Annotated in this window: 17 protein-coding genes and 1 pseudogene; 5 read left to right on the forward strand and 13 right to left on the reverse strand. The window is 71.0% G+C overall.

Features of this window, described 5'->3' with window-relative positions:
• The first annotated feature begins 52 nt into the window (after positions 1-52).
• The 3 genes from OG289_RS33425 to OG289_RS33435 all read left to right on the forward strand — a co-directional run bounded on the left by OG289_RS33425 (position 53) and on the right by OG289_RS33435 (position 1,345).
• Positions 53-637, forward strand: a complete 585-nt coding sequence (locus OG289_RS33425) for a dihydrofolate reductase family protein (RefSeq protein ID WP_327317767.1) — start codon at positions 53-55, stop codon at positions 635-637.
• A gap of 65 nt (positions 638-702) precedes the next feature.
• A complete protein-coding gene (locus OG289_RS33430; protein ID WP_327317768.1) occupies positions 703-939 on the forward strand; it encodes a hypothetical protein in 237 nt (78 codons plus the stop codon).
• 49 nt (positions 940-988) lie between these two features.
• Positions 989-1,345, forward strand: a complete 357-nt coding sequence (locus tag OG289_RS33435; protein ID WP_327317769.1) for a hypothetical protein — start codon at positions 989-991, stop codon at positions 1,343-1,345.
• Here OG289_RS33435 and OG289_RS33440 read toward each other — a convergent pair.
• The 9 genes and pseudogenes from OG289_RS33440 to sodN all read right to left on the reverse strand — a co-directional run bounded on the left by OG289_RS33440 (position 1,342) and on the right by sodN (position 8,032).
• Positions 1,342-2,110 (reverse strand): annotated as a pseudogene (locus OG289_RS33440) (VOC family protein). The gene OG289_RS33435 and the pseudogene OG289_RS33440 overlap by 4 nt on opposite strands.
• A 20-nt stretch (positions 2,111-2,130) precedes the next feature.
• Complete coding sequence (locus tag OG289_RS33445; RefSeq protein ID WP_327317770.1) at positions 2,131-2,547, reverse strand: VOC family protein; 417 nt, start codon at positions 2,545-2,547, stop codon at positions 2,131-2,133.
• A 27-nt stretch (positions 2,548-2,574) separates the two neighbouring features.
• Positions 2,575-2,967 (reverse strand): helix-turn-helix transcriptional regulator, encoded by a 393-nt coding sequence (locus OG289_RS33450; protein WP_327317771.1) that lies wholly within the window; start codon positions 2,965-2,967, stop codon positions 2,575-2,577.
• Positions 2,968-3,633: 666 nt separating this feature from the next.
• Positions 3,634-4,557: an RNA polymerase sigma-70 factor gene (locus OG289_RS33455; RefSeq protein ID WP_327317772.1), complete on the reverse strand. Its 924-nt coding sequence runs from the start codon at positions 4,555-4,557 to the stop codon at positions 3,634-3,636.
• Between the two features lie 44 nt (positions 4,558-4,601).
• Positions 4,602-4,985 carry a DoxX family protein gene (locus OG289_RS33460; protein WP_327317773.1) on the reverse strand — a complete coding sequence of 128 codons (384 nt, stop codon included), beginning with the start codon at positions 4,983-4,985 and terminating at the stop codon, positions 4,602-4,604.
• Between the two features lie 94 nt (positions 4,986-5,079).
• Positions 5,080-5,910, reverse strand: coding sequence for a M55 family metallopeptidase (locus OG289_RS33465; RefSeq protein ID WP_327317774.1), 831 nt, complete (start codon positions 5,908-5,910; stop codon positions 5,080-5,082).
• 12 nt (positions 5,911-5,922) lie between these two features.
• Complete coding sequence (locus tag OG289_RS33470) at positions 5,923-6,528, reverse strand: GNAT family N-acetyltransferase (protein ID WP_327317775.1); 606 nt, start codon at positions 6,526-6,528, stop codon at positions 5,923-5,925.
• Positions 6,525-7,466, reverse strand: coding sequence for a MerR family transcriptional regulator (locus OG289_RS33475; RefSeq protein ID WP_327317776.1), 942 nt, complete (start codon positions 7,464-7,466; stop codon positions 6,525-6,527). The genes OG289_RS33470 and OG289_RS33475 overlap by 4 nt, the downstream gene beginning before the upstream one ends.
• A gap of 170 nt (positions 7,467-7,636) precedes the next feature.
• Positions 7,637-8,032 (reverse strand): superoxide dismutase, Ni, encoded by a 396-nt coding sequence (sodN, locus tag OG289_RS33480; protein ID WP_327317777.1) that lies wholly within the window; start codon positions 8,030-8,032, stop codon positions 7,637-7,639.
• A gap of 145 nt (positions 8,033-8,177) precedes the next feature.
• Between sodN and sodX the strand changes: the two genes are divergently transcribed.
• On the forward strand, positions 8,178-8,612 hold the full coding sequence (gene sodX, locus OG289_RS33485) for a nickel-type superoxide dismutase maturation protease (RefSeq protein ID WP_327320883.1): 435 nt from the start codon (positions 8,178-8,180) through the stop codon (positions 8,610-8,612).
• Here the strand turns inward: sodX and OG289_RS33490 are convergent.
• Positions 8,516-9,145: a CGNR zinc finger domain-containing protein gene (locus OG289_RS33490; protein WP_327317778.1), complete on the reverse strand. Its 630-nt coding sequence runs from the start codon at positions 9,143-9,145 to the stop codon at positions 8,516-8,518. The two genes, sodX and OG289_RS33490, sit on opposite strands and share 97 nt — an antisense overlap.
• Before the next feature lie 100 nt (positions 9,146-9,245).
• Between OG289_RS33490 and OG289_RS33495 the strand changes: the two genes are divergently transcribed.
• A complete protein-coding gene (locus OG289_RS33495; protein ID WP_327317779.1) occupies positions 9,246-10,016 on the forward strand; it encodes a class I SAM-dependent methyltransferase in 771 nt (256 codons plus the stop codon).
• A 428-nt stretch (positions 10,017-10,444) separates the two neighbouring features.
• Here the strand turns inward: OG289_RS33495 and OG289_RS33510 are convergent, their stop codons facing one another.
• From OG289_RS33510 to OG289_RS33520, 3 genes are read right to left on the reverse strand one after another with little or no spacing between them, the layout of a single operon-like run.
• Positions 10,445-11,206, reverse strand: coding sequence for an amino acid ABC transporter ATP-binding protein (locus OG289_RS33510; protein WP_327317780.1), 762 nt, complete (start codon positions 11,204-11,206; stop codon positions 10,445-10,447).
• A complete protein-coding gene (locus OG289_RS33515; protein ID WP_327317781.1) occupies positions 11,203-12,165 on the reverse strand; it encodes an amino acid ABC transporter permease in 963 nt (320 codons plus the stop codon). Before OG289_RS33515 ends, OG289_RS33510 begins: the two co-directional genes overlap by 4 nt.
• 39 nt (positions 12,166-12,204) lie before the next feature.
• Positions 12,205-13,167 carry an ABC transporter substrate-binding protein gene (locus tag OG289_RS33520; protein WP_327317782.1) on the reverse strand — a complete coding sequence of 321 codons (963 nt, stop codon included), beginning with the start codon at positions 13,165-13,167 and terminating at the stop codon, positions 12,205-12,207.
• Positions 13,168-13,441: the final 274 nt, after the last annotated feature.

Consider the following 13,441-nt stretch of genomic DNA (forward strand, 5'->3'; position numbering starts at 1 on the left):
AAGTACTACAACTGCAGTGGTTCAAGTGTCAGCCTACGGAAAGAGCCCCCACTTGCGAAAGCTCACGTATTTCATCGCCTGCTCCGTCGACGGCTTCATCGGGGACGTGACCGGCGACGCCACGGCGATGTTCTCCTACCTCGACGAGGAGTTCCTCGACTTCCTCAAGGCGGAGTACCCGGAGACCATGCCGACCCGCGGCCGCGGCCCCCTCGGCTTCGACGACCTGCCGAACCGGCGGTTCGACACGATCATCCAGGGCCGGGCCAGCTACGACCTCGCGCTCAAGGAGGGCAATCCCAGCCCGTACGCCCACCTGCGCCAGTACGTCGCCTCCCGCACCCTCGGCACGTCGCCCTCCCCGGACGTCGAGATCGTCGCCGACGGCCTGCTCGACAAGGTCCGCGAACTCAAGGCGGAGGACGGCGGCCTCGACATCTACCTGTGCGGCGGCTCCCGCCTCGCGGGCGAGCTGTTCGACGAGATCGACGAACTCGTGATCAAGACGTACCCGATCGTCTACGGCACCGGCATGCCCATGTTCGGCGCCGGCTTCGACGTCGCCCGCTTCACCTTCGGCGGCGTGCGCTCCTTCGGCAACGGCGCGGTGGTGCGGACGTACGGCAGGGAACGCTGACGTCCGGCGGGGAACACCACGTACGGCGGGGAGCGCTCGGGTGCGGGTCGCCCTACTCTGAGGGCATGGACAGGGAACAACGCGTATGCCCCGCCTGCGGGCAGCCCGTGCAGTCCGTCGTCCAGCGCTACAAGACGCTGGGCGCGTGGGTCCCGCGCTGGGTGCCGGGCCCGTGCCACAACCCGAAATGCGAGGCGTACGTGGAGCCGGGCGCCCGGCCCGACGCCTCCCGGCCCGACGCCTCCCGGCCCGACGCCGCCGAGCCCGACCAGGAGCCCGGAGCGCCCACCGCCCGGACCTAGTGCCCTTGCGGCATCCGGCCGCATCCGCCGGCCCGCTACCGTGACCGCCATGACGCATGACGGGGGAGACGGGGAAACGACCGGGGCCCGGCCGGGGAGAAACCGGCGCCGGCTGTGGCGGTGGGTCGTCGGGGCGTGGGTGGCGGCCGTGGCCGTCGGGGGCGGTCTGACCCTGTGGCTGCAGAACTCCGCCGAGCCCCCGGGCCGGCAGCCGCACGGCCGGCACGCGCCCGACGAGTCCGCGGCGCCGCTGCTGCACATGGACGTGGATGGCGGCAATCCGTGCGACAAGGCCGAGACCGAGACGGAGACCGAGGGCGCGGAGGGGCCGGACGACGAGGGGACGGCCGAGGAGGAGCCGTACGGCCACCGGATCGTCGTCTGCGCGTGGCCGACGGACGGTTAGGCACCCGCCCGCGGCAGCCCGCCCGTCTCCGCGTCGCGCCCGGTCAGGCAGTACAGGCCGCCGGCCGGGTCGCGCAGCACCGTCCAGTGGGGGTGGCGGGCGACGAGGACGGCGCCGAGCCGCTCGTGCCGGACGCGGACGGCGTCGACGTCCGGACCGCAGGCCAGGTCGAGATGGGCGGAGGCGGGACCCCCGCCCCCGGGCCGCTCCTCGGCGAGCCGCTGGAGCAGGATGCGGATCGGCAGGCCGGGCGGGGGCTGGACCACGTGGAACTCCGGCCGGGAACCCGGCCGGGACGACCAGTCGGGCAACAGGCCGCTCCAGAAGGCGACTTCGCCCTCGTACGCCGACGGCGGGACGTCGACGCACACCTGGTCCAGGCGGCTGCCGTCGACCACGGGCGGCCGCACGGCCTCCCCGTGCCACGGCACCGCGCAGAACAACTGCCCGGCGGGGGAGCGCAGTACGGCCCATCCGTCGTGCGCGGCGGCCGTCTCCGCGCCCAGCTTCAGCGCCGCCTCGACGAACCCGGGCACGTCCTCGACGGCGAAGTCGAGATGCGCGCCGCCGTCGCCCTCCGTGAACCCCCTGGACCTTGACGCAGGCGTCGCCCTTCTCCGGCACCAGGGTCACGAACTCCCCCTTGTCGCCCCGGAGTTCGGACAGGCCGGTGTCCGTGACGGCGGTCCAGAACGCGTGGGCTCGCTCGAAGCGCGCGGCGGGCCGGTCGACGAAGGCGTACGTCCAGCGGATCGGTTCGTTCACCGGTCCGTTCACCGGTCCCGTCACCGGGGCTTCGACTCCATGAACCGCAGCATGTTCCCCGCCGGATCCCGGAACGCGCAGTCGCGCACTCCGTACGGCATGTCCATCGGCTCCTGGATCACCTCGGCGCCGGATTCCTGGACGCGGGCGAAGAGGGCGTCGCAGTCCTCGGTGGTGAAGTTGACCCCGCGCAGCACGCCCTTGGCCAGCAGCCGCTCCATCGACTCCCGGTCGGCCGGGGAGAGGTCGGGGTTCGCCGCGGGCGGCTCCAGGACGATCGACACGTCCGGTTGCAGCGGCGACCCGACGGTCACCCAGCGCATCCCCTCGTACTTGACGTCGTTGCGGATCTCCAGGCCCAGGACGTCGCAGTAGAAGGTGACAGCCTTGTCGTGGTCGTCGACAGCGATGAAACAGTTGTGCAGTTTCAGGTCCATGGGGCCAACCTAAGGTCAATACCGGCGTTACGTCCGTCTCGGGCGCGTGTACGCTCGCGCCACGCAGGGCGGGATCTCCGCGCTCTCCTCGTGCGAGCGGGCTCTGTAGGAGCTCGGCGTCTCGCCCACCAGTTCGGTGAAGCGGGAGCTGAACGAGCCGAGCGAGGTGCAGCCGACCGCCATGCAGACCTCCGTGACGGTCAGGTCGCCGCGGCGCAGCAGGGCCTTGGCGCGCTCCACGCGGCGGGTCATCAGGTAGCCGTAGGGCGTCTCGCCGTAGGCCTCGCGGAAACTCCGCTGGAAGTGGCCCGGCGACATCAGCGCGGTGCGCGCGAGTGCGGGGATGTCGAGTGGCTCGGCGTACTCACGGTCCATCCGGTCGCGTGCCTGCCGCAGACGTACCAGGTCCTCGAGGGTCACCACGTCAGCATCGCACGATCCTCACCCGGTGGGCGCGGGGACCCGGAACGGCCACGAACCCCACGCCCCGCGCCCAGGCGACGCAGGCCACCCTCCCCCACCGGCGGGCACTCCGGCCCCACCGGCCCCACCGGCGGCCCCAACGGCCCTACCGGCGGGCACTCCGGCCCTACCAGCGGGCACTCCGGCCCCACTGGCGGCCCCAACGGCCCTACCGGCGGGCACTCCGGCCCTACCGGCGGGCACTCCGGCCCCACTGGCCCCGCCAGCGGGCACTCCGGCCCCACCGGCCCCTGCGGTCCGGTGGGCAAGCGTCCGGAGGGACACGCACCAACGGACCGGACCCGACTGCCCCGCGCAGCCCACCGGCACCAGCGCGTGACGACGATCAGCGCGCCCTCCCCCGGACTCCGTCCGGAGGAAGCCCCACCCGGCCGGCGCCGGCCACCAGGAGCAGCACTGGGCTCAGAATTCCACCCGCACGTCCACGCCACCCCTCCACGGTGGGCACGACCCGCGCCGGACACTACGTCTTGCACGGGATCCCCAAGCAATCACGTTCCTCGTGGCGGTCGTCATCGTCACGGCCCTGGCCTTCGACTTCATTACCGACCGACCCGACCGCCCGGGTGGCCTCGGGCGGTCGGCGGCGGTCGGCTGTCGTGGCTACTCCGTCGGGCGGGGGGCCTGTTTGACGTCGCGGGTGACGGCCCAGGCGTCCGCCACCGGGCCCATGTGCCCGAGCTTGTCGGGGTTGATCACCACGCGGATCGTCTGAATCTGCCCGTCGAGCACGTCGAGCGCCAGGGTGTGGAGCACCCTGCCGTCCCGGTCGCGGAAGATCGCGCCCGGCTGGCCGTTGACCTCGTGCTGCTCGAACGTCACCTCGACCTGGGCCATCCGGGGGAAGACGGAGGCGAACAGACGGGCCACGTTCTCGGCGCCCATGACGGCCCTGGACAGCTGCGGGGCCTTGCCGCCGCCGTCGCCGACCACCGACACGTCGGCGGCGAGCAGGTCCTGCAGACCGGCGACGTCGCCTTCGCGCAGCGCGTCGAAGAACCGCGACGCCAGCTCCTCCCGCTCCCCCCGGTCCGCGTCGAAGCGGGGCCGGCCCGCGTCCATGTGGCGCCGCGCCCGCACCGCCAGCTGACGGCACGCGGCCTCCGAGCGCCCCACCGCCGACGCGACCTCGGGAAAGCCGAAGGCGAACACCTCCCGCAGCACGAACACCGCCCGCTCCAGCGGGCTGAGGCGTTCGAGCAGCAACAGGGCCGCCATCGACACCGAGTCGGCCAGCTCAGCCGACCGCGCCGGATCCTCGTAGGGGTCGGCGAGCAGCGGCTCGGGGAACCACGGCCCGACGTACGTCTCCCGCCGGACGCGGGCCGAGCGCAGCACGTCGATCGAGAGCCGGGTCACCGTGGCCGACAGGAAGGCCTTGACCGACCGGGGTTCGGCCGGCGAGCACTCGAACCGCAGCCAGGTCTCCTGGACCGCGTCCTCGGCCTCGCTCACGCTGCCCAGGATCCGGTAGGCGATCGAGAACAGCAGCGGCCGCAGCTCCTGGAACTCCTCGGTCCTGCTCATGATCCGGTTCCTCCTCGCGTCCGGAGACTCTGTGTCGCCACCGCTCAGCCGATGAAGGACTCGGGACCGAAGCGGCCCCACGCGACGAACGCCGCAACCGAGAGATAGACCAGGTTCACCACCACGAACCCGGCCTCGCCGAGCCGGCCGTGGGTGATCATCGCACCGACCATCAGCAGCACCCAGCAGGCGGCCGTCACCGGCACCAGGACCGGTGCGATGCCGAGCGTGGCGGGCAGGATCAGGCCCACCGCGGCCAGGAGTTCGACGATGCCGAGGCCCTTGACGAAGCCGACGCCGACGTCTGCCGTCCATCCCGCGCCGTGGATCGCGGCCAGCTTCTCCTTGGGCACGAAGGTCTTGGTGATGCCGCCGGCCAGGGCCACCGCGGCCAGCAGTCCGGCAGCGATCCACAGCGCGAGGTTCATCGTCCACTCCTTGGTCGGGGTTGCCTGCACCCCGTAGGACGAGACAGCCACCCCGCCTGTGACATCGCCGCATACCCGCCGCCGAGCGGGCGGCTCAGCAGTACGGCGGCTGGTTGGTCAGGGAGGCCGCCACCCGCATCCACACGCCGAACAGCCGGTACAGGCCGGGCAACTCGCCCTGAGCCTCGACGGTTCGGGTGTCCGTCGAGGTGACCCCCGGAATGCCCAGCAGCGTGGAGGCCACCGAGGCCGACTGCCAGCGGACGGTGAGGGTGGACGGGCCCGAAGCCGCGGGCGGGGCCGTGAGGGGCGCGGAGAGACGGGAGGCGACGGCTTCCTCGATCGCCGTGCGCGCTTCGTCCGCCGGGCGCAGGTCCGCCGCGAAGCGGTCGCGCGCGCACTTGACGGCCACGGTGGTGACGGAGGCGTCCCACTCCGTCGCCTCCGCGCAGGCGCCGTCGTCACCGGTGAGGACGGCCACCGGCACCCCGAGGGCCGCCGCGGTGGCCTGGGCCAGGCCGATCTCGCCCACGGGGCGGCCGTCCAGCCACATGTCCTCGATCTCGTGCCCCATGAAGCTGTGACTGAGGACGCCGAGCGCGCCGGCCCGCGCGTGGTAGCCCACGCAGAGCACCGCGTCGTGCGTGGGCTCGAGTCCTTCGAGCATGCCCATCTGCTTGGGCTTGCCGCGAATGAGGCGGACCGCCGGGTGCAGCGCCTCGGGCAGCAGGTTGCGCATCGGGCCGTGCGCGTCGTTGACGGTGACCTCGGTGGCGCCGGCCGCGACGGCGCCCCTGACGGCGGCGTTGACGTCCTCCGCCATCATCTGCCGCCCCCGCTCGTAGTCCCGTCCGCCGGGCTGGACGTCGTCCGCGTCCACGAGCCCGGTGACGCCTTCCATGTCGACGCTGATGTAGATCCGCACGGGGCACACTCCTCAACCTTGATCGTCCGGAGGACGTCCGAGGCCCTGCGCGCGGTTCCGTGCGCGGTTCCGTGCGTGGACGTGGCCGTCGAGCGGGAACGCGGGCGGTGCCGCGGGCAGGAGTCCGCTCAGCTCGTAGCGGCATTTGCGGGCGACGCGGCAGGATGCCGTGTTGTCCACCTGGTGCAGGAGTTCGAGACGCTTCAGCCCTTCGTCGGCGAAGGCGGTGAAGGCCCAGTCCGTCAGCGCTTCCAGCGCCCTGGGCGCGACTCCCCGGCCGCGGGCGTGCGCCGCGGTCCAGTAGCCGACCTCGGCCGACGGGGAGCCGGGCGCGCCCCGCTTGAGGACTACATGGCCCACCAGCGGCTCCCCCTGTCCGGAATCCCGGCTCTCCACGACGGCGAGTCCGAAGCGGTCCCCGGCCTCCCACCCCCGGTGCTGTTCCCGGATCCAGCGCGCCGCGCCGACCGCGTCGTCCACGGCCGAACCGGTCCAGCGGCGCAGGGCGTCGTCCCGGTACAGCTCGACGAGGTCGTCGGCGTCCGCCGCGTGCCAGGGCCGCAGCAGGAGAGCGGGAGCCGAGGCCGTGGCGCCTGCCCCCAGCCGTACGGCGGTCATCGTCGAGCCGTTCGCAGGCCGAGCGCCGTGATCGACCAGTCCAGTGCCGGTGCCAGGGGTTTTGGGGGCGGCCAGCCGTTGATCAGGGCGAGCAGGTGGACGTGCCGGTCCCGGCGCGGATCGTTCGCGGCCGCCAGACGCTGCCGCAGCCGTCGGCGCAGGTCGCCGTCGTCCGCTTGGCCGAGGACGCGCGCGCAGTCCGCGGTGAGCGCTGCGACGACCTGATCGGCCAGGGGCGACTCCGGGGTGATGCCGGACGCGACCGCCGCCGTCGCGTGGTCCCGGGCGAGGGCGACGACGTCCGGGCGGGGCAGCCCGGAGCCGCTGTCGGACATCTCGTCCGCGTGATCCTCGACCCCGCGCCGCAGACTGGCGCGCAAGCCCGGGTCGAGGGACAGCTCCGCCCACTCCACCCACGCCTCGAGCTGCTCGTCGGTCGGGTCGTCGGGCAGCTCGGGCGTCATGGAGCGGCGGGCCCCGGCGTAGCCGTCACGGCTGCCGAGACCGGTGAAGACGGAGGTGAGGAAGTCGTCGGTCAAGCGCCGACGTTCGTCCTCGGTGAGCCGGGCCAACCGGTGCATGCGTGCCATCTCCTCGGGGGTGGGTCTGCGCCTGGCCGCGGCCGTCAGCACCGCCCGCCGCAGACGCAGGATGCCGATCTGTACGTCCAGTGCGGCGGCGTGCTGCGCGGCGACGTCGCCGAGGGTCAGTTCCCGGTCGACGATCTGCCGGATCACGTCGAGCCCGAGCCCCAGTTCGCGCAGCGTCCGCACCAGCGCCAGCCGGGCGACGGCGTCCGGGCCGTAGCGGCGATAGCCGGCGGACGTGCGGTCGGCCGGCACCACGATGCCGCGATCGGAGTAGAACCGGATGGTCTTGACCGTCAGCCCGGTGCGCCGGGCCAGTTCACCGATCGAGTAGAGGATGCCGCCGTCCATGACTTCATCCTCGACTCTCCCCCCAGGGGAGACTCAAGCAGAACGGCGAAAGAGCAGGACAACGAAAGCGGAACGCCGAAAGGGGCCGGTCGCGTTGCGGACCGGCCCCTTTCGAGGCTTCCCGGCCCGCGGCGATGCATCGGCCGCGGATCGGGGCAGAAGCTTGCGCCTCAGGCCTTCTTGGTCTCCCAGAAGATCTTGTCGATCTCGGCGATGAGCTCCAGGGCCTTCTCGCCGGTCTTCGGGTCCGTCGACGCCTTGGCGGCCGACAGGGCCTTCAGGGTGTCGTTGACCAGCTCGTGCAGCTGGGGGTACTTCTCGAAGTGCGGGGGCTTGAAGTAGTCGCTCCACAGCACGGAGACGTGGTGCTTCGCGAGCTCGGCACGCTGCTCCTTGATGACGGTGGCGCGCGCCTGGAAGTGCGGGTCGTCGTTGGCGGCCATCTTTTCCTGGACGGCCTTCACCGACTCCGCCTCGATGCGGGCCTGGGCCGGGTCGTACACACCGCAGGGCAGGTCGCAGTGTGCGCTGACCTTGACCTTGGGGGCAAACAGGCGGGAAAGCATGGAGCGTTCCTTCCTCGTGATCGTCTTCTCAGGTGGGACATTACTCCCTGGGGGACCGGTTTTCGCGGGTGCCCCCATGGGCTTAGGACAAAAGTCCGGGGTCAGACTGAGACTGGTGGAGGAACGGACCGGGGAGGTGCCGGCGATGCCGGAGCTGTCGCAGGAGACCGAGCGGGGGAGGGCGGTCGCGCCCTTCGGGGTGGCCGAGGTGACCGGGCCGTCCATGGTGCCCACGCTCTACCACGGGGACCAGCTGGTGGTGCAGTACGGGGCCAGGGTGAGGCCCGGTGACGTCGTCGTGCTGCGGCATCCCTTCCAGCAGGACCTGCTGGTGGTCAAGCGGGCCGTCGAGCGCCGGGACGGGGGGTGGTGGGTGCTCGGGGACAACGCGTACGCCGGCGGGGACAGCACCGACTACGGGGCCGTGCCCGACGAACTGGTCCTCGGCAAGGTGCGGCTGCGCTACCGCCCGCTGAAGCCGGATCAGCGCTCGCCGCTGGCGGTGGTGCGCTGGGCGCTGTCGGCGGCGAGGCCTGTGCCCGGCGTCCGGTCCGCCTCCAGGCGCTTGCGGGCGCGGTAGGCGGCCACGTTGGCACGGGTCGCGCAGCGGTCGGAGCAGTAGCGCCGGGAGCGGTTCGTGGACGTGTCCAGGTAGGCGTTGCGACAGGGGCTCGCCTCGCACAGGCCCAGGCGGTCCACGCCGTACTCCGTGAGGTGGAAGGCCAGGCCCATCGCCGCGATGGCCGCGAAGCCGGCCGTCGCGTTCGACGGGTGGTCGGCCAGGTGCATGTGCCACAGCGGGCGGCCGTCGTCGTCGCGGAAGTCGTGGCCGGAGATCTGTGGGCTCACCGGGAACTCCAGGAGGAGCGAGTTCAGCAGGTCCACCGCGAGGGTCTCGTCGCCGCCGTCGGCCGCCTCGAAGACGGCGCGCAGGCGGCCCCGGACCGAGCGGAACCGGGTGACGTCGGCGTCGGTGGCCCGGCGGCCCGCCGACTGGTTGACGCCGAAGAGGGCGCGGACGGCCTCGACGGAGGTCAGGGAGTCCTTGCCCCGGGCCGGCTCCTCGCTGTTGACGAGGCGCACGGCATAGTCCGAGTAATAGGCCAGTTCCACTTGTAGTCCTTACGGGGGCGCTCTATGGTCGGGGTGCGGGCGGGGTAACGGCCGTTCGTGCTTCCAGGGTATTACGTGACATACGCGGCGGAGGGTTGCGATGGCGGACGCGCAGACGACCACGACCGGTACCGACTGGGCTGCCTGGCAGCGGAGCTGGGACCGTCAGCAGGAGTGGTACATGCCCGACCGCGAGGACCGCTTCCGGATCATGCTCGACATGGTCGAGGCGCTCGTCGGACCCACCCCGCGTGTCCTCGACCTCGGCTGCGGCACCGGCACCGTCACCGCCCGGCTGCTCGACCGCCTCCCCGGGGCCACCAGCACCGGCGTCGACCTCGACCCGGCGCTCCTCGCCATCGCCGAGGGCACCTTCGCGGGGGACGACCGCGTCGGCTTCGTGACGGCCGACCTCACGGACCCGGACTGGCCGGCCCGGCTGCCGTACGGCTCGTACGACGCCGTGCTGACCGCCACGGCCCTGCACTGGCTGCACAGCGAACCCCTCGCGGCCCTCTACGGTCAGGTCGCGGAACTCGTCCGCGACGGCGGTGTCTTCATGAACGCGGACCACATGATCGACGACACGACGCCCCGGATCAACGCGGCGGAGAGCGCGCAGCGCCACGCCCGCATGGATCAGGCCAAATCGGGCGGGATCCCGGACTGGGCCGAGTGGTGGCAGCTCGCCGCCCAGGACCCGGTCCTCGCCGCGCCGACCGCCCGCCGCTTCGAGATCTACGGCGAACACGCCGACGGGGACATGCCTCCGGCGGCCTGGCACGCGCGCGTGCTGAAGGAGAAGGGCTTCGGCGAGGCCCGCCCGGTCTGGGCGTCCCCTTCGGACACGCTGCTGCTCGCGCTCAAGTAGGGACCCGCCCTGCCCGGCTGCCCGAGCCGGTACGGGGAATCCGTGCCGCCTCTGCGCGGCGGCTGCCTGCTGTGCGGCGACCGCGACGAGGCCGAGGACCTCGTCCGGACGACGCTGGTCAGGGTCGTCCTCGGCGCGCCGGCACGGGCGGGCAGCGGAAAGGGCAGTGAGGAGAGTTCGAGCCCACCAGCCAGGTGTGCTCCGCCTGCGGCACCGTCCACGACCGGGACGTGAATGCCGCGAAGAACGTGAAAACGGCCGCCGGACTGGCGGTTGCAGCCTGTGGAGCGCCGGTGGGACCAGAACCCGTTCTGGCACAGCGCCGTGAAGCAGGAAGCCACGGAAGCCCGCCCGGTGCCCGTGCCGCTAGGCGGCACGGGCACCGGGCGGGCAGACCAGAATCCTCGGGCTTCAGCCCGAGGAGCAAGTCAAAGCACCTTGGACAGGAACGCCTGCGTCCGCTCGTGCTGAGGGTTGGTCAGGACGTCGCGCGGGTTGCCGGACTCGACGACCACGCCGCCGTCCATGAAGACCAGGCTGTCGCCGACCTCGCGGGCGAAGCCCATCTCGTGGGTGACGACGACCATCGTCATGCCGGACTCGGCGAGGTCGCGCATGACGTCGAGGACGTCGCCGACCAGCTCCGGGTCGAGGGCCGAGGTCGGCTCGTCGAACAGCATCAGCTTCGGGTCCATGGCCAGCGCCCGGGCGATGGCGACGCGCTGCTGCTGGCCGCCGGAGAGCTGCGAGGGGTAGCTCCCGGCCTTGTCCGCGAGGCCGACGCGGTCCAGGAGCTCCCTCGCGCGCTCCTTGGCCTGGGCCTTGCCGACGCCCTTGACCTGGACCGGGGCCTCGATGACGTTCTCCGCCGCCGTCATGTGCGGGAACAGGTTGAACCGCTGGAACACCATGCCGATGTCCCGGCGCTTCAGCGCGACCTCGCTGTCCTTGAGCTCGTACAGCTTGTCGCCCTTCTGGCGGTAGCCCACCAAGTCCCCGTCGACGTACAGGCGGCCGGCGTTGATCTGCTCAAGGTGGTTGATGCACCTGAGGAACGTGCTCTTGCCGGAGCCGGACGGGCCGATGAGGCAGAACACCTCGCCGTTCTTGACCTCCAGGTCGATGCCCTTGAGGACCTCGACCAGGCCGAAGGACTTGTGGACGCCCTCCGCCTTCACCATCGCGGTCATGCCGTCCTCCTCGAGGATCCGAACAGGTTCGCCCTGATCTTCTGGAAGACCGTGGGCGGCAGGCTGCGGCTGGAACCGCGGGCGTAGTAGCGCTCCAGGTAGTACTGGAAGACGCTGAAGATGCTGGTCATGACCAGGTACCAGATGGAGGCGACGAAGAGCAGCTCCATCACGGCGTACGACGAGGAGCCGATCACCGAGGTCGAGCGCAGCAGCTCGTTGTACGTCACCACGTACACCAGCGACGAGGTCTTCAGCATGTTGATGAACTCGTTGCCGGTCGGCGGCACGATCACCCGCATCGCCTGCGGGATGACGATCCGGCGCAGCGTCTTGCCCTGGCTCATGCCGAGCGCGTGGGCCGCCTCCGTCTGTCCTTCGTCCACGGCCAGCAGGCCGGCGCGGCAGATTTCGGCCATGTAGGCGGCCTCGTTCAGACCGAGGCCCAGCAGGGCGGCCATGAACGGCGTCATGACGTCCACCATCTCGTCCTTGTAGATCGGACCGAGATTCAGGACGGGGAAGATCAGCGCCAGGTTGAACCACATCAGCAGCTGCACGTACACCGGCGTGCCGCGGAAGAACCAGATGTACAGCCAGGCGATGGTGCTGGTCACCGGGTTCTTGGACAGCCGCATCACGGCGAGTACGACGCCCAGGACCACGCCGAGCACCATGGCCAGGATGCTGATCAGCAGGGTGCGGCCGGCACCCGCGATGACGGTCGAGTCGAACAGCGAGTCGGACACCGCATGCCACTGGATGTCGCCGTTCGCGAACGCGTTGACCAGCAGCGCGAGGAGCGCGACGACGATCACGGCGCTGACCCAGCGGCCCCAGTGGCGCACCGGGATCGCCTTGATGGCCTCCGGCGGACCGGAGAACGCCGACTCCTTCGCCACCGGCGGGGTGTCCTCGGGAGGTGCGCCCTCGGAGGACTTCTGGAGCTTGTCAGTCATGGGGACTGCCCTTCAAAGGCTTCAAAAGGTGCGGGTGGATCACTTGCCGCCGTTGATCGCGGAGGCCTTGATCGCGCCGCTCTCGGCGCCCCACTTCGCCAGCACCTTCTGGTACGAGCCGTCCTTGATGATCGCGTCGACGGCCTCCTTGAGGACGTCGCGCAGCTGGGTGTCCTTCTTGTCGACGACGATGCCGAACGGAGCGGCCTCGTACTGCTCGCCGACGACCTCGAAGGTGTTGCCGCCGTCGGCCTTGCGGGCCAGGTCCACCGCGACCGGGTAGTCGTTGACGCCGGCCACGGCGCCGCCGGACTTCACGCGGGTCTGGGCCTCGGTGTCGTTGTCGAAGGACTCGATCTTGATGGCGGTCTTGCCGCCGCCCGTGCAGGTCTTGGACTGCGCCTGCAGGGCCTCCTCGTACGTCGTGCCCCGCTGCACGGCCACCGTCTGACCACAGAGGTCCTCGATGGACTTGATGCCCTTCGGGTTGCCCTTCTTGACGTAGATGGCGGTGCCGGCGGTGAAGTAGTCGACGAAGTCGACACCCTCGCCCAGCTTCTTGCCCTTGTCGTCCAGGCCTTCCTGGCGCTGCTTGTTGTCCGTGATCGACGACATCGCGATGTCGTAGCGGCCGGTGTTGACCGCCGTGATCAGGCCGTCGAAGGCGCCCGAGGTGAACTTGAACTCGACGCCGAGCTGCTTGCCGAGCGCGGCGGCGAGGTCGGGGTCGACACCCACGATCTTGCCGCCCTCGACGGACTCCATCGGGGCGTACTCGGCGTTGGTGCCGACCTTGATGACGCCCGCCTTCTGGATGGCGGCCGGCAGCTTGGAGAAGAGCGGCGCGGTGTTGGCGCTGGCGGACGACTCGGAGGAGCTGCCGCCGCCCTCGGTCTGGTCGCCGCAGGCGGTGAGCAGCAAGGCGCCCGCGACCGCGAGAGATCCGACCGCTGCCAGGCGGGTGCGCGCGGCGGTCGTGCGTCGGGTGGAGCTTGCGGTCATGGTGGGTTCCTCCGGCGGATGGATGGAGATGCCGATGGGTCGGCAAATGCCGATGGGTCGACGAGAACACACACCTTTGGGTGTCGCGACCTCGTGTGATTACGGCATCTTGCCATTCGGACTGAGGCAATCAGGGGGCCACCCATGTCAAAATCGGATAACGGGCGACCCCCGAACCGCATCACTCCGGTACATCACGACCGGACGGAGGCGGACCATCTGCGGGAATCTCCCGTTCCGGCCGAAAAATCTTCGGTTCATCTCGTCATGTGAT

Source organism: Streptomyces sp. NBC_01235 (genome assembly GCF_035989285.1).
Taxonomy (GTDB): Bacteria; Actinomycetota; Actinomycetes; order Streptomycetales; family Streptomycetaceae; genus Streptomyces.

What these genes read in the sequence shown, in the direction of transcription:
- OG289_RS33445 (WP_327317770.1), bottom strand. Translation starts at nt 2,547, where the DNA reads ATGGACCTGAAACTGCACAACTGTTTCATCGCTGTCGACGACCACGAC.
- sodN (WP_327317777.1), bottom strand. Translation starts at nt 8,032, where the DNA reads ATGCTTTCCCGCCTGTTTGCCCCCAAGGTCAAGGTCAGCGCACACTGC.
- OG289_RS33470 (WP_327317775.1), bottom strand. Translation starts at nt 6,528, where the DNA reads ATGACCGCCGTACGGCTGGGGGCAGGCGCCACGGCCTCGGCTCCCGCT.
- OG289_RS33495 (WP_327317779.1), top strand. Translation starts at nt 9,246, where the DNA reads ATGGCGGACGCGCAGACGACCACGACCGGTACCGACTGGGCTGCCTGG.
- OG289_RS33475 (WP_327317776.1), bottom strand. Translation starts at nt 7,466, where the DNA reads ATGGACGGCGGCATCCTCTACTCGATCGGTGAACTGGCCCGGCGCACC.
- OG289_RS33515 (WP_327317781.1), bottom strand. Translation starts at nt 12,165, where the DNA reads ATGACTGACAAGCTCCAGAAGTCCTCCGAGGGCGCACCTCCCGAGGAC.
- OG289_RS33430 (WP_327317768.1), top strand. Translation starts at nt 703, where the DNA reads ATGGACAGGGAACAACGCGTATGCCCCGCCTGCGGGCAGCCCGTGCAG.
- OG289_RS33520 (WP_327317782.1), bottom strand. Translation starts at nt 13,167, where the DNA reads ATGACCGCAAGCTCCACCCGACGCACGACCGCCGCGCGCACCCGCCTG.
- OG289_RS33510 (WP_327317780.1), bottom strand. Translation starts at nt 11,206, where the DNA reads ATGACCGCGATGGTGAAGGCGGAGGGCGTCCACAAGTCCTTCGGCCTG.
- sodX (WP_327320883.1), top strand. Translation starts at nt 8,178, where the DNA reads ATGCCGGAGCTGTCGCAGGAGACCGAGCGGGGGAGGGCGGTCGCGCCC.
- OG289_RS33455 (WP_327317772.1), bottom strand. Translation starts at nt 4,557, where the DNA reads ATGAGCAGGACCGAGGAGTTCCAGGAGCTGCGGCCGCTGCTGTTCTCG.
- OG289_RS33460 (WP_327317773.1), bottom strand. Translation starts at nt 4,985, where the DNA reads ATGAACCTCGCGCTGTGGATCGCTGCCGGACTGCTGGCCGCGGTGGCC.
- OG289_RS33435 (WP_327317769.1), top strand. Translation starts at nt 989, where the DNA reads ATGACGCATGACGGGGGAGACGGGGAAACGACCGGGGCCCGGCCGGGG.